Raw genomic sequence first — 25797 nt, 5'->3', positions numbered from 1 at the left:
CCGCGTACCTCTACAACGTTGTCAAGCTCATCTATATGTTGAGGTCAGGTCCTTCTCGACGTACATGGCGGCGTCGGCGGAGGCGAGCAGCGCGTCCGAGGTCGGATGGACGAGCGCGCCGGCGACCGAGACGCCGATGCTCACCTGGACGCTGACCGGCGGGTCCAGGCCGATGGGCGCGGTGACCGCCGCGCGCAGCCGCCCGGTCAGCCCGGCCGCGTCCGCCACCGTCGGCGACACCACCACGAACTCGTCGCCGCCCAGCCGGGCGACCGTGTCCGTGGCGCGCACCGTGGCCCGCAGGCGCTCGGCGATCTCGACCAGCACCCGGTCGCCGGCCGCGTGGCCGTACCGGTCGTTGATGGGCTTGAAGCCGTTGAGGTCGAGGAAGTGCACCACCGGGCCGCCGCCGCTGCCCCGCTGCACCGCCCTCGAGAGCCGCTGGTGCAGCTCCTGGCGGTTGAGCAGCCCGGTCAGCTGGTCGTGGGTGGCGCGGTGGGACAGCGCCGCCCGGCCGCGTTCCTGGGCGCGCACCACCAGCGTGAACCGGGTCAGCACGATGACGGTGAGCAGCACCATCGCGATCGTCAGCGTGGCCCGCTCGAACCGGATGTCGCTGATCCGCAGGTCGGCCAGTCCGGGCAGGGCGAGCAGCGCGACGCCGAGGAAGACCACGCGTCCGGGGTGCAGCCGATCGTCGGCGTCGGCGGCGGCCGGTTCGAGGAGGTGGCCGGCGCCGGGGTGGTACAGGGCGGCGGCGATCAGGCCGTTGGCGAGCAGGAGCACGGCGTCGAGGCGGGAGTCGTCGAAGCCGGGGAACCAGTACGGCGTCAGCGAGATCGCCACGTCGCCGGCGAACGTGAGCGCCATCGCGCCGAGCAGGTACCGGATCGGGCCGCCGCGCCCGCCGGGGGCCAGCACGAGCAGCGTCCCGGCCACGAAGAACTGCATGTCGCCGAAGGGGTAGAGGATGTCGGCGAGTTCGGACAGGTCCAGCGAGTTCCGGGCGACCGCGGGGACGATCAGGAACTGCCAGAACACCGCGGACACGACGACCGTCATCGCCAGCCCGTCCAGCAGCGCCTCGCGCAGCCGGCCGAGCGCCCGCAGCCGGACCAGCTGGATCAGGCCGGCGGTGAGCAGCGGATAGCCGGAGAGCCAGAGCGCGTCGGCGATGGTGACGCCGCCGCCGTACTCGGTCAGCCGGTCCAGCAGGCCGAAGACCAGGTCGCCGGCCAGCCAGGCGGTGAGGGCGGAGGCGATCAGGGCGTACGCGACGCGCCCGCGCCCGGTCTGCTCACGGACGCCCTGCCACCCCAGCACCACGAAGAACACGAACGCCAGCGTGTACGCCGCCCCGGCGACCGCCGAGCCCGGCGCGACCAGCGTCGGCAGGCCCGCGATCACGGCGATCGCGGGCACCGCGAAGGAGGGCAGGCGCTTCACCCCATCCCTATCGGTCGTTTCAGCCGCAGGTGGAGAACTTCGGCACCGGCGAGCCCAGCAGGTAGCGGGTGACCACGGCGTCCACGCAGGCGTTCCCGGCCACCTTGTACACCGTGTGCCGGTAGCCTCCGCGCAGGGTCACGGCCGACGATCCGGTCAGCTTCCGGCGCATCGCCTCCTGCCCCGCGTACGGCGTGATCGGGTCGTGGTCACCGCCGACTACCAGCACCGGCCGGTCGGTGTGCAGGTCGGTCGGCGGCTCGGCGCCCCGCACCGGCCAGAAGGCGCACGGGGAGATGTTGCGGGTCAGTGGCCCGAAGAGCGGCTCGTCGCGGCGGTGCGCCTGGATGTCCCGGTAGTACGCCCCGGGGTCGCGCCCGGCCGGCCGGTCGGCGCACAGGATCGGGGTGCCGTACCGGTCGGCGGGGTTGCCCTCGCCGGTGAACAGCCCGCGCAGGTAGGTCTCCAGCGACTCGGGCAGCGGACCCGCCTTGCCGAAGAAGGCGAGCTCGGCGGAGAGCGTCGGGTAGTCGGCCTGGCTCAGCCGGCTGAACAGGTAGGCGGGCAGGAACTCGGCGTCGACCCGGTAGGCGCCGATCGGCTGGGCCCGATGCAGCCGGGCGACCGTGGCCAGGACCGCGGGGACGGTCGCGCCGAGGTGGTACTCGTCGTCGTGCGCCGCGGCGAAGCCCGCCCACTGCCGCAGGGCGTCCTGCATGGCGGGGGCGTTGCGGGCGAAGAGCGCCGGGCCGTACTGGGACGGGTCGACCGCGCTGTCGAGCACGAACCGGTCCGCGTGCGCGCCGAACATCTGCAGGTAGACGGCGCCGAGGTAGGTCCCGTACGAGAAACCCAAGTAGTTGATCTTGTCTTGGCCCAACGTCCGGCGGAGACGGTCGATGTCGCGGGCGGTGTTGCGGGTGTTCGCGTACGGGAGACGAGCGCGATCGTGGGCGCAGCCGCCCGCCAGGGTCCGCATCAGCGCGGCGCTCCGATCGAACGTGCGCCGGTCCGGCCCGGCCGAGCGCAGGAAGGTGTCCGTCGTCCAGTCGCATTCGATCGCGTCGCTGCGCCCGGTGAAGCGGGGATCCATCCCGATCACGTCGTACCGGGCCAGCAGCTCGGGGAACAGCTGCGGCGCGGCCGCCGCCAGTTCCAGCCCGCTCGCGCCCGGCCCGCCCGGGTTGAGCAGCAGCACGCCACGCCGGTGGGCCGGGTCGGTTGCCTGGAGGCGGGTCACGGCGACCTTGACGGACGGGCCGGACGGGCGCTGGTAGTCGACCGGCACGGTGAGCGTGGCGCAGCTGGCGCCGGCCTGGTCGAGGTACGCGCCGAGCTGGTCACCCGCGTCGTGAGCGCACGTGCCCCACGCGAGAGATGAGGACGGTGGGGCAACCAGTGACACGAGGGTCAGCAGGACTGCGAAGAATGGCATGGCACAGACGGTAGAAATCGGCGGACTTCGACGCACTGGGTCTGGATATCGAGGTCGGGTAGGCCTAGCCCCACCTCGCGAGGGGGTCCACTCTGGATGAATGTTCGCACTGCGTGCAGTTACCGCGGCCGTACTCGCTCTCGGACTGATCGGCGCCGCGGCGCCCCCGGCCCAGGCCCACGACCGGCCCCTGCGCGGCAAGCTGCAGATGACCGGCGACATCGGCGACTTCGTGCCCGGCGTGATCGACGACCCGGTGCACGACCCGACGGTCTTCGCCGACCGGGGCACGTACTACGTCTTCTCCACCGGGGTGCTGAACCCGGCCGACCCGGGCGGCGTCTTCGCCCGCCGCTCCCGCGGGACGCTGGCCGGCCCCTGGGAGTCGCTCGGCGCGATCCCGTTGCCGGCCTGGACCCGCGCGTACGGCGTGAACCATCTCTGGGCCCCGCACGTGGTCCGGCGCGGCGGCTGGTTCTACCTCTACTACGCCGCGTCCTCGTTCGGCTCCAACAACTCGGCCATCGGGGCGGCCCGCACGCGTACGCCCGGGGTGCTGTCCAGCTGGCAGGACCTGGGCCCGATCCTGACGTCGGACCCGAGCAGGAACTACAACGCGATCGACCCGATGGTGTTCTCCGACGGCCGGCAGTGGTGGATCACGTTCGGCTCGTTCTGGGACGGGATCAAGATGCAGCGGCTGAGCGACCCGGTCACGCCGTACGGCCCGGTGCTGGACGTGGCGCGGCACCCGCAGAACCCGCCGAACCCGATCGAGAACCCGCAGATCTTCCAGCACGGGCGGTACTGGTACCTGCTGGCCTCGTGGGACTTCTGCTGCCAGGGCGTCAACAGCACCTACCGGACCGTAGCCGGACGGGCGACCCGGCCGACCGGGCCGTTCCTCGACCGTGCCGGGAAGCCGCTGGCCGAGGGCGGCGGCACGGTCGTGCTGCAGAGCCGCGGCAACCAGATCGGCACCGGCGCGCCGGACGTGATCCTGGACCACGGCCGCTGGTACATGGTCCACCACTACTACGACGCGAACGCGAACGGCGTGATCCGGATGCAGATCCGCGAGATCGAATGGGACCGCGCGGGGTGGCCGTTCTTCCGCCCGGACGGTGCACCATGACCGGATGGGAAAACTGACCGGCGATGAGATCGCCGCCGCCGGGCTGACCGGCTGGACCAACCTGCTCGGCGGCCTGCAGACCCGCATCGCCACCAAGGACTTCGCCGCCGGCCTGGCGCTGGTCGACGCGATCGGCGCCGCGGCCGAGGCGGCGGACCACCACCCCGACCTGGACCTGCGTTACACCCACGTCGCGGTGCGGCTGCGCAGCCACGACGTCGGCGCGATCACCGACCGGGACGTGCGGATGGCCCGCCGGATCACCGAGATCGCCGCGGCCGCGGGGCTGGTCACCGACCGGGCCGCGGTGGCGCGCCTGGAGTTCGCCCTGGACACCCCGGCGCAGGGCCGGGTCGCGCCGTTCTGGGCGACGGTTCTCGGCTTCGAGCGGGCCGCGAACGACGACATCGTGGACCCGTACGACGCGCTGCCGACGGTCTGGTTCCAGGAGTCCGGGGGCGCCGAGCCGCGCCAGCGCTGGCACCCGGACCTCTGGATCGACCCGGACGAGGTGCAGCCGCGCATCGCCGCCGCGCTGGCCGCGGGCGGCACCCTGGTCAGCGACGCGGAGGCGCCGAGCTTCTGGGTGCTGGCCGACGCGGAGGGCAACCAGGTGTGCCTGTGCACCTCGCAGGATCGTCCTTCGAAAGACTGACGCACGGACGTTCGACGCCAAGGAAGGGTAAATTGTCAGAGTTTGGGGCGTGTGAAGCCTTCCGCGCTCCTCATGGCCGTCTGCGTCCTTCTCGGCACTGCCACGGTGGCGCGGCCACCGGCGGCGAGCGCGGCCGCGGCGCTCACCTTCGCGCCGCGGGTGGTGCCGGCCGGGGCGCGTCCGTACAACGACGAGGCGGTCTTCCCCCGCAAACTGGTCGGGGTGGTGGACGGCACCGGCGTACGGATGTTCGTCCGCAGGGCGACGACCGGCGGCCGCAAGGTGAACCACCCGGTCGCCCAGGCGCAGTACGGCCTCAGCCTGCTCAACAGCTATCGGCTCACGCATGACGCCTGGTATCTCACCTACGCCGCCCGGCAGGGCAAGCGCCTGATCGACACGCGCGTGGCGGCCCGGGGCGCGTGGTGGTACCCGTACCCGTTCGACTTCCCCCTGGGCTCGAACCTGAACATGACCATGCGCCGGCCGTGGTACTCGGCGATGGCCCAGGGGCAGGCGCTGTCGCTGTTCGTCCGGCTCCACCAGGCCACCGGGAACGCCTACTGGAAGGTCGCCGCGGACCGGACGTTCGCGTCGCTGCGCCTCGGCTACGCCGCCGGGACACCGTGGGTCATCCACACCGACGGCAATCGCAAGCTGTGGCTGGAGGAGTACCCCGGCCCGACCCCGGCCACGTCCTGCCGGGTGCTCAACGGCCACCTCTTCGCCCTCTACGGCGTCTGGGACTACTGGTTCCTGACCCGTTCGGCGGCCGCCGCGAGCCTGTTCAACCAGGCCGCTCTCACCACGCACCGGTACGTGCTGAACAACTTCCGGAACCGCGGGTGGGCCTCCAGCTACGGCCTTCGGGGCGACGCGCCGACCGAGAAGTACCACGTCATCCACGTCAACCAGCTGCTGCACCTGCACGCGCTGGCCGGTGCGCCGGTGTTCGCCACGATGGCCGAGGTGCTGCAGGAGGACTTCTCCGCCCCGGCGGTCCGGGCGACCGTCACGTTCGCCGCCGCCCCGCACACCGGCGTGCGGTTCCTCTCCACCTCCAACGGCGCGGTGACCGGCCGCAAGCTGGTCCGGCTGAACGCCTCCTCGACGGCGCCGGTCGGGATGCGCCGGCGGATCCTCGGCCAGCCCGGCTACTGGTACCGGATCAGCGCCGGGGTGCTGGCCGGCTACTGGGTGCAGGAGGTGCCGCGGATCCGGGCCACCCGCCGCCCGGTGTCCACGGCCGCGTACTTCGCCATCCGGTCGGTGCGGATGGCGCCCGGCACCTACACGCTCCTGACGCCCGGCAAGACGCGGACCGTCCGGCTGACCGCGGCCGCGTCCGCCCGCGTGTCGGCGTTCGGCTGGATCGACGGCCGGCGTGCCGTGCTCATCTCGGCCGGCAGCTCGAGCGGCTGGTGGCTGCCCCTCGGAGTGGGGACCACGATGCGGTGATTTGCGCCGTTTCCTGAGATCGGGGAGCCCCGTTGAGGTGAGCATGCCTGCGACATCGGTAGGTGCTGACCCTGGGGAGTGACGGATGACCGCGACGTTGAACGAGCCGCTGGCCGGCAAGCCCGCAGCCACGCCACGCGGACGGGTCGTCATGCTGGTGGACAACGGGGTGGACGGTGACTCCCGGGTGCAGAAGGCGGCCCGTTCGGCCGCCGCCGCGGGCTGGCACGTGACCCTGCTCGGGGTGACCTCACCGGGTGACCACCGGCCACCCTGGCTGCTCGGCGACGCCGAGGTGCAGCTGGTCCGGACCCGGCGGCCACTGTTCACCCACCACTCCAAGCTGCGCTGGTCGCCGCGCCGGCCGCTGGCCTACTCCAGCGGCGCCCTGGCCGCCAACCGCCGCCAGACCGTGGCCGCGCGCGCCGGCGACGTCCGCTTCCGGTACGCCCGGCTGGCCGCCGCGCGCCGGGCCGGTGGCGGACGCGCAGCCGCGCTCGCCGGCCGGCTGTGGCTGGCGCCGCTCCGGATCGGCATCAAGGCGCAGTCCCTGTGGGTGAACCTGCGGTCCGGCGAGCTCAAGCGCCTGACCGCCGCCAGGGAGAACCCGCGCTCCCTGCTCAACCGGATGACCATCGGCTGGTGGCGGCTGCTGCGCGGCACCGGCTCGTGGCGCAGCCTGGATCCGAGCCTCTGGGACTTCGAGATCGCCATGGGCCCGGTCATCGACCGGCTGCGGCCGGACATCATCCACGCCCACGACTACCGGATGCTGGGCGTCGCCGCCCGTGCCAAGGTTCGCGCCGCCGCCGCCGGGCGCAAGGTCAAACTGGTCTGGGACGCCCACGAGTACGTGCCCGGCCTGGCGCCGTTCCCCGGCTGGCCGGCCTGGCTGCCGGCGCAGATCGGCTACGAGCGGGAGTACGCCCCGCACGCCGACGCCGTGGTCACCGTCTCGCCCGCGCTGGCCGACCTGCTCGGCGCCGAGCACCGCCTGAAGAAGACGCCGGCCGTGGTGATGAACTGCCCGACATCCCGGCACACCCGGCCCGCCCGGACGGTGCGGGAGGACTGCGGGCTCGCGCCCGGCGTCCCGCTCATCGTGTACGCCGGCGGACTCTCCGTCGCCCGCAACACGATCCTGCTGGTCGAGGCGCTGACCGATCTGCCCGGCGTACACCTGGCCCTGGTCTCGGTGCCGCCGAGCGGACGCCGCGCCGCCGCGGACGAGCACCTCAAACGCGCGACCGACCTCGGTGTCCTCGACCGGGTGCACGTGCTGCCTTACGTACCGCACGACCAGGTGGTGGCCTACCTGTCCGACGCTGACGCCGCCGTCAGCCCGCTGCTGCACCTGCCCAACCACGAGATCGCGCTGAGCAACAAGTTCTTCGAGTACGCGCACGCCCGGCTGCCGATCGTGGTCAGCGACGTCCGCACGATGGCGAACACCGTCCGCGGGGCCGGGCTGGGCGAGGTCTACCCGGCCGGCGACCGGGACGGCTACCTGCGGGCGATGCGCGCGGTGCTGGCCGACCCGGCGCGCTACCGGGCCGCGTACGCCCGGCCGGTCCTGCTCGCCGACTGGACCTGGGAGCACCAGGCCGCCGTGCTCGACGAGATCTACACGTCGCTGCGCCCGGTCGGCGTCATCGCGCCCCGTTCCCGGCCGGCGGCGAAAGTGGGGGGCCGGCGGTGACGATGCGGACCGTCCTCGGTGCGCCCGAGACGCGGCGGAAGTCCGGCCGGGCCGTTCGCGGGCGGGTCGTCATGCTGGTGGACAACGCGATCGAGGGCGACTCGCGGGTCCAGAAGCAGGCGCGCTCGATGGCGGCGGCCGGCTGGGACGTCAGCCTGATCGGGGTCACGTCGCCCGGCGGCCGCCGGTTGCGCTGGGAGATCGGCGAGGCCGAGGCGTGGCTGGTCCGGCTGCCGCGCCCGCTGGCGGTGCCGGCGGCGAGCATGCGGCTGTCGCTGCGGCGGCCCCTGGCGTACGGCGGCGCGGCCATCGCCGACCTGCGCCGGCAACAGGCCGCCGCCCGCACCGTGGACCTGCGGCACCGGCGCGCGACGGTCGCCCCGGGTGAGGCCGGGCAGCGGCTGCGCCTGGCCTCGGCGTACGCGATGAATGGTCTGACCCGGCGGTGGATCCACCTGCGGGCGGCCGAGCACGACCGGCTGGAACGAGCCCGGCAGAACCCGGAGGCGCCGCTCAACCGCTGGCAGCTGCACTTCTGGCGGACGCTGCGCGGCAACCGGAGCTGGCGCAATCTGGACCCCGGCCTGTGGGACTTCGAGATCGGGCTGGCGCGCCACGTGGACCGTCTCGACCCGGACATCATCCACGCGAACGACCACCGGATGCTCGGCGTCGGCGCCCGCGCCAAGATGCGTGCGGCATCCCGCGGCCGCGACGTCAAGCTGGTCTGGGACGCCCACGAGTACGTCCCGGGTCTGGCGCCGCTGGCCGGGGCGCCGAAGTGGCTCGCGGCGCAGGTCGCCTACGAACGCGAGCACGCGCACCTCGCCGACGCGGTGGTGACCGTGTCGCCGGGCCTCGCCGACCTGCTGCGCTCGACGCACGGGCTGCCCGAGAAGCCCGCGGTGGTGCTGAACTGCCCGGAGCTCTCCGCGGCGACCGGCCCGGCGCCGGACCTGCGTGCGGACTGCGGGATCGGACCGGACGACGACCTGGTCGTCTACTGCGGCGGGATCTCCGAGGCGCGCAACACCCTGCTGATGGTCGAGGCGCTGCCCGACCTGCCCGGGGTGCACGCCGCGTTCGTCTCGGTCCCGCCGAGCGGCCGCCGCGCCGCCGCCGACCAGCTACTCACCCGCGCGCGGGAGCTCGGCGTCGTCGATCGCGTGCACGTGCTGCCCTACGTCCCGCACGACCAGGTGGTGGCCTATCTGGCCGCCGCCGATGCGGCGGTCAGCCCGCTGCTGCACCTGCCCAACCACGAGATCGCGCTGAGCAACAAGTTCTTCGAGTACGCCCACGCCCGGCTGCCGCTGGTCACCAGCGACGTGCGGACCATGGCCGACGTGGTCCGTACACAGCGGATGGGCGAGGTCTACCGGGCCGGTGACCAGGCCGATTACGTGCGCGCCGTGCGCTCGGCGCTGGACGGCCGGGAGCGGTTCCGCGCGGCGTACGACCGGCCCGGCCTGCTCGACGACTGGAACTGGGACCGGCAGGCCGCCGTGCTCGACAAGGTCTACACCCAGGTGGTGGCGGGCGCCGTCCCGGCACAGACGAGAGGCTCCGATGACTGAGGAACGGCACGTCGCCGGAGGCGACAGGCCTGCCAAACTGGTAATGCTCGTCGACAACGGGGTGGTCGGCGACTCGCGGGTGCAGAAGCAGGCGCGGTCGGCCGCCGACGCCGGATGGGACGTCACCCTCGTCGGGCTGCGCTCCAACGGCAGCCGGCGGTTCGACTGGACGATCGGCCAGGCCAAGGTCGAGCTCTACGGGATCCCGGCGCCGCTGCGCCAGCACAAGTCGCGGTTGCGCTGGTCGGTGCGGCGGCCGCTGGCCTACCCGCCGGGTCAGATCGCCGCCTACCAGGCGCAGATGGTCAAGGCCCGGCGCGCGGACCTGACGGCCCGGTTCGGTCGGCTGGCCCAGGCGCGCACGTCCGGCGCCTCCGCGGTACGGCTGGCCGCGATGCGCGTACGCCTGCTGCCCGCCCAGGCCGGCCTGCGGGCGTTCCGCCACTGGGTGGCCCTGCGCACCGCCGAGCTCAAGCGGCTGCAGGCCGGGCGCGACGACCGGAACTCGATCCTCACCCGGCTCACCGTCGGGACGCTGCGCGCGGTGCACGGCCGGCGGAGCTGGCGGCGGCTGGACCCGGCGCTGTGGGACTACGAACTGGCCCTCGGCCCGGTCGTCGACCGGTTGAAGCCGGACGTCATCCACGCCAACGACTACCGGATGGTCGGGGTGGGCGCCCGGGCCAAGCTGCGCGCCGCGTCCCGGGGACGGTCGGTCAAGCTGGTCTGGGACGCCCACGAGTACGTGCCCGGCATGAACCACCGGCCGGGTAATCCGCGCTGGCTGCCGGCCCAGGCCGCGCACGAGCGGGAGTACGCGGTCCACGCCGACGAGGTGGTGACGGTGTCGCCGCTGCTCGCCGAGCTTCTGCGGAAGGAGCACCGGCTCCCGCGTACGCCGACCGTCGTGCTGAACGCGCCCGACCTGTCCGCGGCTTCCTTCGAAGGGCCGTCGCTTCGCGAGCAGTGCGCCGTCGGGGCGGACACGCCGCTGCTGGTCTACTGCGGGGGCGTCAACGACGTCCGGGGCGTCGACGTCGCCGTGCGGGCACTGCCGGTGCTGCCCGGCGTACACCTCGCCCTGGTCTCGGTGCACCCCAACGGGAACCGGTCCACGGTCGAGCCGGTCGAGGAGCTCGCGCGCACGCTCGGCGTCGCGGACCGCGTGCACGTCCTGCCCTACGTCCAGCACTGGGAAGTGGTGCCGTTCCTGGCCGAGGCCGACGCGGCGTTCAGCGGGCTGCTGCACCTGCCCAACCACGAGATCGCGCTGAGCAACAAGTTCTTCGAGTACTCGCAGGCGCGGCTGCCGCTGCTCGTCAGCGACGTGCGGGCGATGACCGAGACGGTGCGGGCGACCGGTCAGGGCGAGGTGTTCCGGGCCGACGATGTCGCCGACTTCGCCGCGGCTGCCCGACGGGTGCTGGCCGATCCGGCGCGTTACCGGGCCGCCTACGACGCACCGGGCCTGCTGGACGGCTGGACGTGGGCCCAGCAGGCCGCGGTGCTGATGGATGTCTACCGCAGGGTGGCGCCGCTGGTCTGCCCGCGGCAGGCCACTCAGTCCGACCCGTCGCCCAGCATGGCGTTGTCGTAGGCCGGGGCGACCACCGACCAGTCCCAGGCGCCGACCGCGTGATCCGACGCGGCGGCGCCTTCCCGCTCCCAGGTCTGCTCGTCGGCTGTCATGGCCAGGATCCGGTCCGCGGCCTCGGCCGGCGACCCGACCACCCAGCCGGCCGGGAAGAGCGTCCGTGCGCCGCGCTCCCGATCGGCGAAGAACGGCCAGTCCCGCACCACCGGGACCGCCCCGCTCGCGGCGCCCTCGGCGAGACCGCAGTGGAAGCTCTCCCGCACCGAGCTGCTGAGGATGACCCCGACCTCGGTGAGCGCCGCCGGGACGTCATCGGTCGGGCCGAGCCGCCGGGCCGCGCCCTCGGCCACCAGCTCGTCCATCGCCGTGGCCAGCCGCTGGAAGTACTTCCGTTCCGGCGCGGTCCGCGGCGTCGGCCGGTCGTCGCCGATCAGCACCAGGCGGTAGCGGTCGTCGTGCTTCCGCAGCAGACGCAGCACCTCGACGCCCCACAGCGGATCCTTGGCCACCGCGTTCACGCCGACCAGCCCCAGGGCGAACCGGGCGCCGGGCTGCTTCGGCCGGACGAACCGCCGCAGATCCATCGCGTTGGTGAGCACCAGCGACCGGGGCGCACCGGCGGCGGTGAGCGCGGGGATCGTCCGGTGGACCAGATCGCGCAGGTGCTCGGAGACGAAGACCAGGTCGTCCACCCGGGAGAAGTCGATCAGATGCGGCCACTCGGTGAACGCCTCCACGCTGTGCAGACGCACCATGACCCGGGTGCTGGCCGGGTCGACGAGCGTCAGCACGGCCGGCGTGACCGTGCACCAGTCGACGAAGACGGTGTCGGCCCACTCCAGGTGCGGGCGGAGGATCTCCTCGACCTTCTCGATGTACCCCCGGGAGCCGCCGGCCACGTCCCGGATCAGGTCCTCCTGCTGCCGCAGCGCGGCGCCCAGGAACGGGTCCTGCCCGATGTCGAGCGTCCGTACCTCGGTGTCCGGGTTCGCCTCGTACCGCTGCTGGATCGCGTCGACGAAGTTGTGGTTCCAGAAGTACATGAACAGGATCCGCGGCCCGCCCGTGCCTTTCCCGGACCGCCCGCGTGGTTCGGCCAGTGCCCGGCCGACCTCGGAGTCCCGCAGCGGCGCGACGAAACCGGCCGGGTCGTCGGCGAGCGGCGACGTGAGCGAGTCGAGGTGCATCGCCCGGTGCAGCAGCAGGTTCGACGCCCGGCGGTAGCTCCGGGTCGCCTCCAGCGCGTCGCCCGCCCGGTACGCCCGGTCGGAGGCCGCCAGCTCGGTGGTCACCGCCTCGCGCAGGAATCCGGGCACCCGTCCGGCCCGCACCTGCTGCAGCGCCTTGCGGGTCAGATAGCCGGCCCGGCGCTGCACCGGCAGGGCCCGCGCCGCGGCGATCGTGACGCGTGCCGCCTGGTCGCCCCGCTGCACCTGGAGCAGGCTGTCGGCGACCCGGTCGGCCAGCTTCAGCCGCACCCGGGAGGGCATCGGCGCGAAGGTGATCGCGGTCCGGTACGCGATCCGCAGCGCCCACGCGCGCTGCGACCGAGGGCCGGTCAGCTTGCGGGCGACGTGCTTGCCCTTCCCGGACCACGTCGTCCAGGCCGACGGCTTGACCCCCGCGACCTCACGCAGTGCCGGCGCGAGCCCGAGGACCACCGCGGGATGCTGGTGCCGCTGCGAGAGCTGCCAGGCGGTGTGTACCGCGACCTGGTCCAGCGCGACGATCACGTCGGCGCGGGCAGCGGCGGCCCGGGCCCGGGCGTTCGCGTCGAACGCCGCCCAGAGACCCTCGGCGTCGGCCCGCGGCACTGTCAGCGCGACGATCGTGGCCTGTTTGACGGTCGACACGTCGGCGGCGCTCACCAGGGTGACGCGGCACCCGGCGGCCCGGAACTTTCCGATCGCCTCACGCAGGCCGCGCGGACGGGCCGGCCGGTCGTGGGCGACGATCAGGATGTCGGTCATGCGGTCTTCCTCACGTCAGCGGCTCCCCGGCCGACGGCCTCGGTCAGCCGGGCCACCGCGGGGGCGATCTGCGCCGCCCGGGCGAAGCGGGAGCCCAGCCTCCGGGCCTCGGCGCGCTGGGCGGCGGTGGCCTCGACGGCCAGCCGGGCGGCGGTCCGGATCGATTCGGTCAGCCGCTCCACGTCCAGGCCGACCGCGCCCGTCCACAGCGGGCTGCCCTCGAGAACCGTGTTGGCGTCGTGGTCGGTGTCGTGCACGGACAGCACCGGCAGCCCGCCGGCCAGGACCTCGTATACCTTGCCGGACGTCACGAACCGGCCGCCGACCAGCATGAGGACGAGCACGTCCCAGCCGCCGTACGTCCGGGCGACCTCGGCCTTGGGCACCGGGCCGCCGAACCGGACGCCGTCCTTCGCCGCCGCCCGCAACTGCTCCACGTGCGCCGTGTCCTCGCGGGCCGACCCCGCGCCGATGTGCCCGCGGATGTCCAGCGTCGACCGGGCGACCACCGGGTCCGCCGCCCGCGCGGCCCGCCACGCCGTCAGGAACGTGGTGAGGAAGTCCACCTTGAAGTTCACCGAACCCAGGTAGCCGAAGGCCAGCCCCGCCTCCGGATCCGGGGTACGCGCGGTGGCCGGCACGCTGTCCGCGTCGAACCCGTTGCGCACCACCTCGATCCGGTCCGCCCGCTCCGGATACCGCTCCCGGTAGTGCTGGGCGATCGGCTCGTTCACGCACCAGAACCGGGTCACGTCGCGCATCATCCGGGCCTCCCAGCGCCCGGCCTCCGAGTCCCGGGGGAACGCCACGCCACCGCCGATCACGTCGATCGACCAGCCGTCCCGGAAATCAACCGCGTACGGCACGCCGGCCCGCTCGTGCAGGCGCAGCGTGGCCGCCAGGTTCACGTACGGGACGCAGGTCGTGACCAGCAGATCGGCCGGGTCCTGCTCGTGCAGCCACAGCACGGCGTCCTCGAGTACGGGCCGCCAGCCACCGAACACGATCTCCGGGAAGACCGCCAGATCAGCCTCGCGGGACTTCTTGATCCATCCCGCCGGATCCAGTGACCGCTCCCGCGAGAACTGCCGGATGTCGGTCAGCAGGTCGTCCCGGACCAGCGGCAGCTCGACGATCCGGATGGCCGGGTGCACCGCCTGGGACAGCGTGTGGTCCAGCCCGAACTCGCGCTCCCACGACTCCTGCCGGATGGTGATCACGGTGACGTCCCAGCCGTGCGCGTACAGCTGGTTGGCCGTCTCCCGCATCCGGTACGCGCAGCTCTTCGCCGCCGGGGGGAAGCCGATCGCCAGGTAGTACGCGTGCGGGCGGCCACCGGAACGCCGGCGCGCGCCGGACAGCCGCCAGCCGGACGGGACCTTCATCGGGCGTGCCTCTCGTCGCGGACCATGCCGCAAGGCCTAACTACGCACGCCGCCGGGCGGATACTGCCGGCTACATCTCCCGGGCCGGCTTGATCTCCAGGGCCGGCTGCAGAACCTCGGCCAGCCGGACCGCGGTCTGCGTGCCCAGCTTCTCCACCTCGGCCTTCATCATCGGGGTGGCCAGTTTCGCCACCCCGTGCATCTCCAGGTCGAGGTGATAGGTGATCTGGCTGCCCGGCGGGATCGGCACCACCGTGAAGGTGCCGGTCGCGGTGGCGGCCTCGTTGCGGCCGATGAAGACCAGCCGGTCTGTCTCGGCCTGGCAGAGCGTGAACGTGAGCTCCGCGTTCACGCCGAGCACCCGCGCCTGGTTGCGCCACGAACTGCCGATCCCGATCGGGCCGGCGTCGATGCGCTCGGTCCGGCGGGTGGCCGGGTCCCACTCCTCGGTGTGCCCGAAATCCCTGAGGTAGTCGAGCACCGCGTCCGCCGCCGCACTGACGCCGAAGGACCGCACGACGACGATGCTCATCGCTACAGCGTAAAGGGCGGTACGGCGGAACCGTTTCGGAATCTGCCCGAACGTGTCAACCGCTCGGATTCTGCGCAGACCCGGCGAACCCGCCGGAGAATGCCCTCGTACGTGGTGGAATCGGGTCATGTCCGTCGCCGCCGCTGCCGCACCGGTGCTGCTGCGTCCGGTGCTGCTCGCCGCCGACAAGATGCGCACCAGCCTGCGGCTCGGCGCGCTGGTACTGGTCCTCATGGTGCCCGGGGCGGTGGCCACCTGGGCGTACACCGCCGAGGTCAACGCCAAGATCCAGTTCAGCGCGTCGGAGGCCGAGGGCACCGACGTCGTGGAAGAGGCGCTGGTCGCGATGGCCGACGCGGTCGCCGGGCGGACCCCCGACCTCGGGCCGGTGCAGGCCGCGATGGCCGACCACCCCGACCTGAAGCTGACCACGCGACTGCCCGCCGCCACCGACCGGGCCGCCGTCGTCGCCGCGCTGGGCGCCCTGGTCACCGAGACCGGCAACAACTCCAACCTGATCCTGGACCCCGACCTGGACTCGTTCTACGTGATGGACGCCCAGATCGTGCAGCTGCCCAAGGTGCTGCTGGCGGCGTACGACGCGGCCACCGCGGAACGGGCGGACACCAGCGACGCGGTCGCCGCCCAGGCGGTCCGGGCGGGCACCCTGTCCGGGGCGGCGGACTCCCTGCGTACCGACATCAAGACCGCCGTCGACACCACCGCCCGCGGCGGGCTGCAGGGCGAGTTGCAGACGCTCGGCCGGGCCGCGGACGCGGTCGGAGCCCTCGCCGACACCCTGACCGGCGCCCTGGAGAACCCCGGACCCGCCGACGTCACGGCCGCCGCCGACGCGGTCAAGGCCGCCGTCCCCGCGCTGGTGGACGCGCTGCGCGGGCTCCTCGACACCCGGATCGGCGGCTTCACGTCCGGCCGGGTCATCGTGCTGGTCGTGACGCTGGGCGGGTTCGTGCTCGCGGCCTGGTTCGCGGCCGGCGTGCTCTGGCGTACGCGTCATGATGTGGCCCTTGCCGTGATCGGCGTCCAAGCCATCGCCGACGGCGACTTCGCTGAACGCCCGCTGCCGTCCGGACGCGACGAACTGGGCGACATCGGCCAGGCGCTGACCACCGCCCGCGCCCGCCTGATCCAGCAGGACGAGGAGCTGAGCAACGCCCAGTCGGTCCGCGAGGAACAGCTCAGGATCAGCTTCCTGCACCAGCGCCAGGCCGAGCTTCGCCTGCGTGACCGTGCCCAGTCGATCATCGACGAGTCCACCACGGTCATCGCCGAGGAACTGCGCGAGGTGACCTCGCAGGTCGGCGAGGTCCGCCACGCCTCCGACACGATCGACTCGGAGATCTCCGCCACCGACGCCGCCACCAACCTGGTCGTCGAACACGCTCGCCACGCCGAGCAGGTCATCGCCACGCTGGAGGAGAGCCTGCGCCGGGTGGCCGCCACGGCCACGCTGGTCAAGGGCATCGCCGGCCAGACCCGCCTGCTGGCCCTGAACGCCACCATCGAGGCGGCCCGGGCCGGCGAGCTCGGGCTGGGCTTCACCGTGGTCGCCGACGAGGTCAAGGAGCTCGCCACCACGACCACCCAGTCGACCGAACAGATCGCCGAGACCATCCAGGAGCTGGAACAGGCGACGTCGGAGATGTCCGGCACCATCTCGGCGATGGTCATCGGCATCGGCAGCGTCGGCGACGCGGCCACATCGCTGCGGGCCACCGCATCCGGTCAGGGCGACCTGGTGACCCGCCTGGCCGACCGGATGGGCACCACGATCGAGAAGGTCGAGGAGATGTCCGGCCTGGCCGCCCAGCTGGAACGCCGCCAGGACGACCGGGTGGCGGCGACCGGCTCCCTCGAGCTGCGTCCGGCCGGCCGGCCCGGGATCGTCCACGGGTCGTTGATCAACGTGGGCATGGGCGGCCTGCGCGTCCAGGCCGACCCCGACGCCATGGCGAGCCTGGCGCTCGGGGACGTGGTGGACACCTCGGTCGGCGGCATCGCGGTCCAGACGCGGGTGGTCAACAAGGACGGCCACCAGCTGGGCCTGCGGTTCCTCTTCACCGACGCCGCCCACGCCCGCCGCGTCGAGGAGCACATCGAAGCCCTCACCAGCTGAGCGGAACGCCCGTCAGACCGTGGCGAGCGTGATGGAGATATTGGTGTAGTAGAGCCGCGTGATGCCCTCGTAGCCGGAGTCGGTGCCGGCGTTCAGCCAGAGGTTGCCGCCGCCGTCGGCCTGCACGGTCAGGGTGGTGGTGGAGGTGCGGGTGACCTTCGTCCAGATGTGGGTGCCGCACTCGTGGCCGTTCTCGATGTCGCCGATCACGGTCGCCTCGGAACCGCTGACGCTGTTGTTGCCCTTGTCCAGGTGGACCCGGTAGTGGCCGATGTTGTCCATGTAAAGGGTCGGCTCGGCGGTCGAGGCCCCAGCCTTGACATAGACCGCGGCGCCCTCGGAGCCGCCGGAACCGGGGCACTCGCCGGCCGGGGCCTCGCTCCAGAAGGTCACGGCGCTGCGCACCGAGTATCGCTGGCCCGCGACGATGCCGTCCGCGGTCCCGAGGCGGCGCTTGAAGAACATGTACAGGTCGTCGCTGCGGTTGTGGCCCTGGATGAAGAAGGCCTTGCCGCTGCCGGCGCCGCTCGGCAACGTGGCGATGCCGGACTCGAGGTTCAGATCGCCGGAGTTCGGGTCGTAGTCGGCGAAGCCGGCGGTCCAGCCCTGCGCGTCGGTGGTGAAATCGTACGAGTAGGTCCGGGTGGCTGCTGCTGCGGCAGCGGGTGCAAGCGCGACCGTCAGCCCGAAGGCGGCAAGGACGGACAGGACGATTCTGGTTACCCGCATGGGGTTCCCTCCCAGCATTGATGGGTCCGCGGGACTCATGTCCCGGGCACGACCCAGCAAAGCCGTCCAATGTGGCCAGTAAAAGGCTTTTACCCGTTCGACCCGAGTTCGCGGGTACGGAACTGCCTCACGAAGCGCTTCTGCCACGGGGTCTCGACGGCCTTCGGGTGGTAGTTCGCGCGTACCCAAAGCACCGCCTCCCCAGCCGGCACGCCGTCGATCACCGCGAGACACGCCAAGGCCGTGCCGGTCCGACCGCGGCCTCCGAAGCAGGCGATCTCGGCGCGGCCCTCCCGCGAGCGGTCCAAGACCTCTTCTAAGACCGTCCTGAGGTACGCCGAGGAGCGCGGCAACCGGAAGTCCGGCCAGGGCACCCACCGGCTGTCCCACCCGAACTCCGGTGGCTCCGAGCCGAGCAGATAGGCCCCGAACGTCGGCGGGTGCCCGCCCGGCATCGGCGCCCGCAGCCCGCGCCCCCGGACCAGCACCCCCGACGGCAACGTCACCACGCCCGCCGCGCCCTCGTCCCAGCCCATCACGACATTCTCGACCGCCACGCGCCGTGGACCGCGAGGAGGGGGAGGACGCCCAGCGCGTACCAGAGCAGATCGGTCGGGTCGAACGTGACACCGAGAGCGAGCCGGGCCAGGATGCTGCGCTCGGACAACGCGGCCGGGACGCCGCTCAGCTGGAAGAACTCAACCAGCCAGCAGAAGCCGACCGCCAGGCCGGCCGCGATCGGCGGCCGCAGCGACGGCGCGAGCACGTACCACCCGGCGTAGATCATCGCGGCGTACAGCGCGGTGCCCGAATATTGCGCGACCGCGCCGTCCGGGCCCGCCACCTCCCGGATACCGAACGCGACGGCCAGGATCCCCACGACCGCGCCGAGGGCGCTCAGCCGCCGGAGGATCGCCCAGCGTGTCATGTAGGTTTCGGTTCGGCTGCCCTGGTTGAGGCTCACGGCCCGAACCTACCGAAGGAGCGCACGATGGCGACCATCGAGGAACTGATGCGGGGCAACCTGCTGGAGGTCTTCAACGAGCGCGACATCGCCCGGCGCCGCGAGGCGATCGCCCGGACGTACGTCCCTGAGGTCACCTTCTCCGACCCGGAGGAGACCGTGGTCGGTCACGACGCGCTGAACGCCAAGGCCCAGGGTCTCCTCGACCAGAAACCGGACTTCGTCTTCACGCCCGGCGGCCAGGTCCACGTGATCAACGACTTGGGCTACCTGGCCTGGAACTTCGGCCCCGAGGGCGGCCCGCCGGCCGTCCGCGGCGTCGACATGGCCATCGTGAAGGACGGCCTGATCACCACGGTCTACACCCTGCTGCTCCCCGAGTAACCGGTCAGAGCCCCGCTGCGTCGCCACAACTCGGCCCGCGCGGCTGGTCATGGGCCTGTGGGTTGACGCGCGCGCCTCCCGCTGCCGGTCGAAGAACCGCCCGGTCACGCCGGCCGGGTCCGAGCCGGTCGCGAGCCGCCGCACCGCGTCCACCCCGGTGGACAACTCGTCGACGTGCCGCCCGAGTAGCGGCAACAACTCGGCGGTGAGCAGGAAGCCGGCCAGGTAGTTCACGGCGAAGCGCAGCTCGTACCCGTCGGCGCTGAGCCGGCGCTCCCGGCCGTCCGGCGTGCCGCTGCCGACGCCCGCGTTGCTGACCAGCACGTCCAGCCGGTCGGTGGCCGCTTGGACGTCCGCGGTCAGCTTGCGTACCTGACTCAGATCGGCGAGGTCGGCGAGCAGCGTCACCGGGTTGCCGCCGACCGCCGAGGCGACCGCGTCGAGCCGCGCCGCCGTCCCCCGAATGGCTGAATTGATCTCTAATTCAGTCCAAGAGGTGACGTTAATTATGTTTTCGGGCGTTTTCGATCCGATCCTGGGACCGTCGCCGCAGTGTGCCGCCCGAAATGTCAGGGGTCAGGGCTACCGTTCCCACCCTCAAACTGAGCCAGTCCCGCGAACTGGCGGCGACCCAGGGCCGGACATGACCGGCGCGCGTGGATCCCGTGTCGCCCTCAAGGGTTGCTGCGCTGGAACCGTGATGCTGTGGGCGACCAGCCGCGGGCCGAAACGCAGGTCTCTGCGGCCGGGCAACATCACCACCCGATCGGGTCCGGGATCAGCGGGTCGGGACGGCGGCCTCGCCCAGGCCCTCGTCGAGGTCGGCGGACGACTGGCGGTGGTGGGCGAAATGGCCGAGGACCAGCGCGTACCCGAGGAAGCCGAGCCAGACCACCGCGCCGATCGCGATGCGGATCGGGGCGGGCAGCGGCGACGGGGTCACGTACGCCTCGACCAGGCCGGAGACGAACAGGGCGAGCGCCAGGCCGAGGGCGACCAGCATGCCGCTGCGGGCGCGTTCGCCCAACGCCTGCGCGCGGGTGCGGTGCGGGCCGGGCGCGATCCACGCCCAGCCGATCCGCAGGCCGACGCCGGAGCCGACGAAGACGCAGGTGAGCTCCAGGAGGCCGTGCGGGGCGATGTAGGTCAGGAAGGTGTCGCCCGCGCCGGCGCCGACCATCACGCCGCCGACCACGCCCAGGTTGAGCAGGTTGCTGCCGAGCAGGTAGAAGACCGGGACGATGAGTACGCCGGACGCCAGGCACTGCGCGGTCAGCCACGCGTTGTTGGTCCACACCAGCGCCGCGAAGTTCTGGGCCTGATATTCGCTGTAGTAGGCCACGAAGTCGTTGCTGACCAGGCGGTCCATGTCGGCGTCGCTCATGAACATGCCGGCCACGTCGGGGTTGTCGGCGACGTACTGCACCAGCGCGGTGGCGGCGACCACGCACACCACCGACACCGTGATCCACCACCAGCGGGTGCGGTAGAGCTCGCCGGGCAGCGTCGTGGTGAAGAACCGGGCGATCGGCGCCCAGGAGAACCGCCGGGTGCCGGTGATCGTCGCGCGGGCCGCCAGCACCAGCCGGGACAGGCCGGCCACCAGGACCGGGTCGGGGGAACGGCTGCGCACGACGGAGAGGTGGGTGGCCGCCCGCTGGTACAGCAGCACGAGCTCGTCGGCCTCGTCCGGCCGCAGTTTGCGCTTGCGGGTCAGCGACTCGAGACGATTCCATTCGCCGCGGCGCTCGGCGACGTACGCATCGAGGTCCACCGCCGCACTCTAGCCGTCGTGGTGTTGACTTGGCGTGTGCCGAGCACCGATCAGAGCGCCCCGGACCGCCTCGTCAACGGCGAGGCCGTCGAGGTCGACATCCGGTATGCCCGCCTGGGCTCGCGCGCGCTCGCTCTGCTGATCGACATCATGATCCAGGCCGTTCTGGCGCTGGTGCTGTTCCTGCTGGTGTTGTCGTTCGCGCCGCTCGCGCTCGGTGACCTGGCCGACGAGGCGCTGGTCCAGGCGCTGACCATCGGCGTCCTGGTGGTCGTGCTGCTGGCGTACCCGACCGCCACCGAGACCTTCACCAACGGCCGCAGCCCGGGCAAGCGGGCGATGGGCCTGCGGGTGGTCCGCGCCGACGGCGGCCCGATCCGGTTGCGGCACGCGCTGACCCGGGCGCTGGTCGGGCTGACCCTGGAGTGGCCGGGTCTGATCATGCCGCTGGTCACCTGGGTGGTCAGCATGACCACGATGATCCTGTCGCCGCACGGCCGCCGGCTGGGCGACCTGGCCGCGGGCACGTTCGTGGTGCACGAGCGGTCGGCCGCCGAGTGGGGCTGGATGCCGGCCATGCCGCTGCCGCTGGCCGGGTGGGCCGCCTCCGCCGACCTGAACGGCGTCGACGACGACCTGGCGCTGGCCGCCCGTCATTTCCTGGCCCGGTCCCGGGACATCGGCCCGGTCTACGCGCACCGCTTCGCGAACGGGCTGGCCGACGAGATGACGGCCCGGATCCCGCAGCCGCCGCCCGCCGCCACCCCGCCGTGGATGCTGCTGGCCGCGGTGCTGGCCGAGCGTCGCCGCCGCGCGAGCGGTCAGCAGTTGACCGCCCGCGCGCTCACCGAGCGGATCTGGCCCGGCTTCGGCCGGATCGAGCGTTTCACCCGTTCACAGGCGCTCGGGAGTGCCGATACCCAAGAGGTCCAGCCCCTGCCTTAGCGTTTCCGCCGTCCGCTGACAGAGCGACAACCGGCTCTCGCGTACGGCGGGGTCCGCCCGCAGAACCGGACACGCCTCGAAGAACGCGCTGAACGCGCTGGCCAGCCCGAACAGGTAGCCGGCCAGCCGGTGCATCTCGAGGGTGTCCGCGACCAGTTCCAGGGTGGGTTCGAAGGCGAGCAGTTCCAGGGCCAGCGCCCGTTCCCTGGGCTCGGTGAGGACCACCGGCCCGGGCCGCGCGTCGCCGGCCTTGGCCAGGATCGACCTGGTCCGGGCGTGCGCCATCTGCAGGTAGGGGCCGGTGTTGCCGGTGATGGCGAGCATCCGGTCCCAGTCGAAGATGTAGTCGGAGCGCCGGTCGCTGGACAGATCCGCGTACTTGATCGCGCCCACGCCGACCGCCCGGGCCGCCGCGGACGCGTCGCCGGATGTCAAGGATGGGAACGAACGTTCTTTCTCCCGCGCCGGGCCGCCGGTCAGCCGGGCCGCCCGCCGGACCGCCTCGTCGAGCAGCTCGGACAGCCGCACCGTCTCGCCGGACCGGCTCTTCAACATCTTGCCGTCGGCGCCCAGGATCGACCCGAAGGCCACATGCTCGGCGGGCATGTCGTCCGGCAGCCAGCCCGCCGCCCGCGCCACCGCGAAGACCATCTGGAAATGGGTCCGCTGCGGCGCGCCGACCACGTAGAGCAGCCGGTCCGCGCCGAGCACACCCACCCGGTGCCGGACCGCGGCCAGGTCCGTGGCCGCGTACCCGAAACCGCCGTCGCTCTTGCGCACGATCAACGGGACCGGCTCGCCGTCACGGCCGGTGAAGCCCTCCGGGAACGCGCACAACGCGCCGTCGCTGACCCGCAGCAGGCCCTTCGCGTCCAGCTCTTCGACGACCCGGTGCAGGTCGTCGTTGTAGAAACTCTCGCCGACGAAGTCCGCCTCGGTGAGCGTGACGCCCAGCCGCTCGTACACGTCCATGAAGTGCCGTTCCGACACCTCGACCAGCCGCCGCCAGGTCGCCAGCGTCTCCTCGTCGCCGCCCTGCAGCGCCACCACCCGCAGCCGCGCCCGCCGTTTGAAGTCGTCGTCGCTGTCGAACCGCGCCCGGGCCGCCTGGTAGAAGCCGGTCAGGTCGTCCATGCTCAGCTCGCCGCCGTCCAGCAGATGCTCGACCAGCATGCCGAACGGGGTGCCCCAGTCGCCGAGATGGTTGGCCCGCCGCACGTCGTGCCCGAGCTGGACCATCAGCCGGGCCACCGCGTCGCCGATCACCGTGGACCGCAGGTGGTGGACCTGCATCTCCTTGGCCACGTTCGGCGCCGAATAGTCGATCACCACGGTCTGCGGCTTCGCGGCCCTGGGCAGCTCGGGCGGCCGCACCATCTCGCCGGCGATCAGCGCGTCGTCGATCGTCAGGTTGATGAAGCCCGGCCCGGCCACCTCGGCGACGGCCAGCCCCGCCAGGTCGGCGCGTTCGGCGACCGCGGCGGCCAGGTCCCGCGGCGACCGGCCCAGGTCACGGCCGAGCTGCAGGGCGGCGCCACTGGCGAAGTCGGCGTGCGGCGAGCGGCGCACCGCCGGATCCACCTCGTGCCCGGCCACCGCGGCGAACGCGCCGGCCAGCCGATCGGCGAGCAGTGCTTCCAGATTCATGGGCGATCCTCGGGTCGTGGCGGGATCGCTCGCACATCAGGAGCCGGCGGAGACGAACCCGCCGGCGGGAGACACGTGTCAGCGCGGACGGTCGGGCAGGGCCCGGCGTCGGTCACGTCGCACGCTGTTCACGCGGCCAAGAGTACGCCGCCACGCGAACGACGTCAGTCCGGTTCCACCTCGAGGAAAGCGGAGACGGTAAGACCGGGATCATGACGCTGAGCGCGGACGATCGGATCGCCGTCACGGATCTGATCAACCTGCACGGCCACCTGACCGAAGCCGTCTCCCTGCCACCACCACCGCCGGCGAGCGGCTACGGTGCAAGGCCATCACGGAGGTAACGTGCGCGCCTGCTCTCGAGGGCTTCAAGGGCAGCGACGAGCCGGCGCCAGATGTGCGGACGAAGTCGTTCGCCTGCCTGTTCCGGTGTGCAGAATTCATAGGCAGAGATTTCGTCGTCACGGAATCTGACTTCGAGCATCTGCTCAGCACCTATCTCGCCGCCGTCGAAGACGAAGGCGAGGAGGTCATCCCAGGGGCCATGCGGCGACACCCAGTCGACGACGAGGACCGGTCCGACGTGAATCGTGAGCCCGAGTTCTTCGCGAATTTCGCGTCGCACTGCGGCGTCCGGCGGCTCGTTGGCCTCGGCCATGCCGCCCGGGGTATCCCATCCGGGCTTGTATCGCGGGTCGACAAGAAGCACACGTCCGGCCCGGTCGCGAATGAGCGCGTCGGCACTGACACGCTTTCGGGCCTGTGTGGCATTTCCTTCTGCCAGATGCGCGTGCCATGCTTCTGGGTCACGCTCAAACAGGGGTTCGGCCGAACTCACCATGTCTCCGCAGGATCTTCCGCGTTTCGACCGTCGGACAACCACCGATTGAGCCATAGGCGGTCGCGCAGGGTCTCATCGAGGCGGCCCAGGAACTCGGCGACCGGGCGGCTCGTCTGATAGGTCTCCAAGGACCGACACAGCTCAAGGAACTGTTGAACGATCAGATAGGAGCCGAGCTGTGGCGTCGACTCCAGAACTTCGTGCGCCACAGCGCACGCCTCGTCGGGCTTGTCCTGTCGTACCCGAACCATAGCCAAGATGATCTGGCCGAATGCACGGCTTCGAGTGCGGTCACCCGGCCGCAGCACGATGACACGTTCGGCTTGACGCCCGGCCGCGGCCAGGTCATCAAGCTGTAGGAGACATCGTGCCGCCTCGCACGCGAGCGAACCTTCATCGAAATGACTCGTCCAGGGTGACCGTTCCACCCCGGCCGTAGCGGACAGGGCGCACTCGGCATCGATGATCCGTTGGGCGCATTCCTTGCTTCGTCCCAATGCCGCGGAGGCGCGCGCCTCCATGGCGATCACGCGTGCCTCGAGTTCGGGCTGACGCGGCGTTCGGGTCAGGAGGTGTCGTCCACGTCGGGCGAGCCGGGCCGCGTCATGAGGCTTCTGGCGATGGTGAGCCAGATGGCTCATGCTGGCGAGAACATGGACATCGAGCTGCCTGTCCCCACCCACTCGGGCCAGGCCCAGCGAGCGGGTGAAGTGATGTTCAGCGGACCGATCGTGGCCTGCGTCGTGCGCCATCCAACCGGCCATCTCGGTGAGGGCGGCAGCGACGGTGAAGTCGAACCGACTGTCACCCCCGTGATCGACGCCGAACAGCTTCGGAGCGACCTTGGTCTGCAGGTATCTGACGACGGCCGCGTACAAGTGACCGCCGCCATTTCGGCGATCGGCCGCCCGAAACGCCTCCAGGGCGGCTGCCGGGGACGCGCCAGGCGCCACCAAGGAATCCACGGACAGCGAGATCGTGGTGGGAGGAATGGCTGGAGATGGCTCAACCGCGCGAATCGAAGGTCCGTCGTAGTCAAGGGAGATCTTGAACCAAAGCAGACGAGCGGGAATGCGTAATGTTCGAGCCCACCGTGCGAGGCTGTCGAGGTGTTTGACGGGAGGGCCGTTCTCGATTCGGCTTACCTGCGCCTGAGTCAGGCCCAGCCAACCCGCGACTGTCTCTTGTGAGATCCCGTCTCTTCCGTGTACCGCGATGTGTTGCGGATGCTTGCGGTATGCGCGTGAGATCAAGCCGATGTGACGCGCGGCGAGCGCGTCGTGGATCTGTGGTGCCTCCCAGAAGTCAGGTCCCACGATCGGCGGACGGATTGCCAGATCGCTGGTTCTCTTCTGGCAGACGACGCACTGGCTGGCGGCGTTGTCATGCGCAAGACGGCTACCGCAACGACAATAAATCGTCCCGCGCTTCCGATTCATACCTGCGAACTGCTCCTAAAGCGACGTCGTCGATGGTCCACCGGTCCAGAT

Annotated in this window: 21 protein-coding genes and 1 pseudogene; 9 read left to right on the top strand and 13 right to left on the bottom strand. The window is 71.8% G+C overall.

Annotation, left to right across the window (positions count from 1 at the left end; genetic code table 11):
• Nucleotides 1-27: 27 nt before the first annotated feature.
• On the bottom strand, nt 28-1446 hold the full coding sequence (locus tag QSK31_RS24915) for a GGDEF domain-containing protein (protein ID WP_285686713.1): 1419 nt from the start codon (nt 1444-1446) through the stop codon (nt 28-30).
• A 19-nt stretch (nt 1447-1465) separates the two neighbouring features.
• Entirely contained in the window at nt 1466-2881 is a 1416-nt protein-coding gene (locus QSK31_RS24910; protein ID WP_285686712.1) for an alpha/beta hydrolase, read from the bottom strand.
• A 100-nt stretch (nt 2882-2981) separates the two neighbouring features.
• Here QSK31_RS24910 and QSK31_RS24905 point away from each other — a divergent pair, with 100 nt between their 5' ends.
• The 6 genes from QSK31_RS24905 to QSK31_RS24880 all read left to right on the top strand — a co-directional run bounded on the left by QSK31_RS24905 (nt 2982) and on the right by QSK31_RS24880 (nt 11002).
• The gene (locus QSK31_RS24905; protein WP_285686711.1) at nt 2982-4016 is read left to right on the top strand and encodes an arabinan endo-1,5-alpha-L-arabinosidase; all 1035 of its coding nucleotides are present in this window, start codon (nt 2982-2984) and stop codon (nt 4014-4016) included.
• Nucleotides 4017-4020: 4 nt separating this feature from the next.
• Entirely contained in the window at nt 4021-4671 is a 651-nt protein-coding gene (locus QSK31_RS24900; protein WP_285686710.1) for a 4a-hydroxytetrahydrobiopterin dehydratase, read from the top strand.
• Nucleotides 4672-4722: 51 nt separating this feature from the next.
• Nucleotides 4723-6129, top strand: coding sequence for a D-glucuronyl C5-epimerase family protein (locus tag QSK31_RS24895; protein WP_285686709.1), 1407 nt, complete (start codon nt 4723-4725; stop codon nt 6127-6129).
• Between the two features lie 85 nt (nt 6130-6214).
• Nucleotides 6215-7828, top strand: coding sequence for a glycosyltransferase family 4 protein (locus QSK31_RS24890; RefSeq protein ID WP_285686708.1), 1614 nt, complete (start codon nt 6215-6217; stop codon nt 7826-7828).
• A gap of 2 nt (nt 7829-7830) precedes the next feature.
• A complete protein-coding gene (locus QSK31_RS24885) occupies nt 7831-9405 on the top strand; it encodes a glycosyltransferase family 4 protein (RefSeq protein WP_285686741.1) in 1575 nt (524 codons plus the stop codon).
• Nucleotides 9398-11002, top strand: a complete 1605-nt coding sequence (locus QSK31_RS24880) for a glycosyltransferase family 4 protein (RefSeq protein WP_285686707.1) — start codon at nt 9398-9400, stop codon at nt 11000-11002. Before QSK31_RS24885 ends, QSK31_RS24880 begins: the two co-directional genes overlap by 8 nt.
• On the opposite strand, the gene QSK31_RS24875 is transcribed toward QSK31_RS24880, so the two are convergent.
• The 3 genes from QSK31_RS24875 to QSK31_RS24865 all read right to left on the bottom strand — a co-directional run bounded on the left by QSK31_RS24875 (nt 10966) and on the right by QSK31_RS24865 (nt 14886).
• Nucleotides 10966-12969, bottom strand: a complete 2004-nt coding sequence (locus QSK31_RS24875) for a glycosyltransferase family protein (protein WP_285686706.1) — start codon at nt 12967-12969, stop codon at nt 10966-10968. The genes QSK31_RS24880 and QSK31_RS24875 overlap by 37 nt on opposite strands.
• Nucleotides 12966-14354, bottom strand: coding sequence for a glycosyltransferase family protein (locus QSK31_RS24870; protein ID WP_285686705.1), 1389 nt, complete (start codon nt 14352-14354; stop codon nt 12966-12968). The genes QSK31_RS24875 and QSK31_RS24870 overlap by 4 nt, the downstream gene beginning before the upstream one ends.
• 70 nt (nt 14355-14424) lie before the next feature.
• Nucleotides 14425-14886 carry an SRPBCC family protein gene (locus tag QSK31_RS24865; RefSeq protein WP_285686704.1) on the bottom strand — a complete coding sequence of 154 codons (462 nt, stop codon included), beginning with the start codon at nt 14884-14886 and terminating at the stop codon, nt 14425-14427.
• A 127-nt stretch (nt 14887-15013) separates the two neighbouring features.
• Between QSK31_RS24865 and QSK31_RS24860 the strand changes: the two genes are divergently transcribed.
• A complete protein-coding gene (locus QSK31_RS24860; RefSeq protein WP_285686703.1) occupies nt 15014-17023 on the top strand; it encodes a methyl-accepting chemotaxis protein in 2010 nt (669 codons plus the stop codon).
• A 12-nt stretch (nt 17024-17035) separates the two neighbouring features.
• Here the strand turns inward: QSK31_RS24860 and QSK31_RS24855 are convergent, their stop codons facing one another.
• The 3 genes from QSK31_RS24855 to QSK31_RS24845 all read right to left on the bottom strand — a co-directional run bounded on the left by QSK31_RS24855 (nt 17036) and on the right by QSK31_RS24845 (nt 18716).
• Nucleotides 17036-17752 carry a hypothetical protein gene (locus QSK31_RS24855; protein ID WP_285686702.1) on the bottom strand — a complete coding sequence of 239 codons (717 nt, stop codon included), beginning with the start codon at nt 17750-17752 and terminating at the stop codon, nt 17036-17038.
• 89 nt (nt 17753-17841) lie between these two features.
• Complete coding sequence (locus QSK31_RS24850) at nt 17842-18309, bottom strand: protein-tyrosine phosphatase family protein (RefSeq protein ID WP_502873004.1); 468 nt, start codon at nt 18307-18309, stop codon at nt 17842-17844.
• Nucleotides 18288-18716 (bottom strand): ribosomal maturation YjgA family protein, encoded by a 429-nt coding sequence (locus QSK31_RS24845; RefSeq protein WP_285686701.1) that lies wholly within the window; start codon nt 18714-18716, stop codon nt 18288-18290. Before QSK31_RS24845 ends, QSK31_RS24850 begins: the two co-directional genes overlap by 22 nt.
• Nucleotides 18717-18743: 27 nt before the next feature.
• Between QSK31_RS24845 and QSK31_RS24840 the strand changes: the two genes are divergently transcribed.
• The gene (locus QSK31_RS24840) at nt 18744-19100 is read left to right on the top strand and encodes a nuclear transport factor 2 family protein (protein WP_285686700.1); all 357 of its coding nucleotides are present in this window, start codon (nt 18744-18746) and stop codon (nt 19098-19100) included.
• 186 nt (nt 19101-19286) lie between these two features.
• Here QSK31_RS24840 and QSK31_RS24835 read toward each other — a convergent pair.
• Together QSK31_RS24835 and QSK31_RS24830 are read right to left on the bottom strand one after the other, a co-directional pair.
• Nucleotides 19287-19565 (bottom strand): annotated as a pseudogene (locus QSK31_RS24835) (SDR family NAD(P)-dependent oxidoreductase); the annotation flags it as partial.
• A 313-nt stretch (nt 19566-19878) separates the two neighbouring features.
• Nucleotides 19879-20874, bottom strand: coding sequence for a stage II sporulation protein M (locus tag QSK31_RS24830; RefSeq protein ID WP_285686699.1), 996 nt, complete (start codon nt 20872-20874; stop codon nt 19879-19881).
• 36 nt (nt 20875-20910) lie between these two features.
• Between QSK31_RS24830 and QSK31_RS24825 the strand changes: the two genes are divergently transcribed.
• Entirely contained in the window at nt 20911-21819 is a 909-nt protein-coding gene (locus tag QSK31_RS24825; protein WP_285686698.1) for an RDD family protein, read from the top strand.
• Here the strand turns inward: QSK31_RS24825 and argS are convergent.
• The 3 genes from argS to QSK31_RS24810 form a co-directional block, all read right to left on the bottom strand.
• The gene (argS, locus tag QSK31_RS24820) at nt 21769-23466 is read right to left on the bottom strand and encodes an arginine--tRNA ligase (RefSeq protein ID WP_285686697.1); all 1698 of its coding nucleotides are present in this window, start codon (nt 23464-23466) and stop codon (nt 21769-21771) included. The two genes, QSK31_RS24825 and argS, sit on opposite strands and share 51 nt — an antisense overlap.
• 316 nt (nt 23467-23782) lie before the next feature.
• Nucleotides 23783-24307, bottom strand: a complete 525-nt coding sequence (locus QSK31_RS24815; RefSeq protein WP_285686696.1) for an NUDIX domain-containing protein — start codon at nt 24305-24307, stop codon at nt 23783-23785.
• Nucleotides 24301-25746 (bottom strand): helix-turn-helix domain-containing protein, encoded by a 1446-nt coding sequence (locus QSK31_RS24810; RefSeq protein WP_285686695.1) that lies wholly within the window; start codon nt 25744-25746, stop codon nt 24301-24303. Before QSK31_RS24810 ends, QSK31_RS24815 begins: the two co-directional genes overlap by 7 nt.
• Nucleotides 25747-25797 lie beyond the last annotated feature (51 nt).

Origin of the sequence: Actinoplanes sp. NBRC 103695 (genome assembly GCF_030269485.1) — a bacterium.
Lineage (GTDB): Bacteria > Actinomycetota > Actinomycetes > Mycobacteriales > Micromonosporaceae > Actinoplanes.
This window is presented reverse-complemented; position numbering and strand designations above follow the sequence as displayed.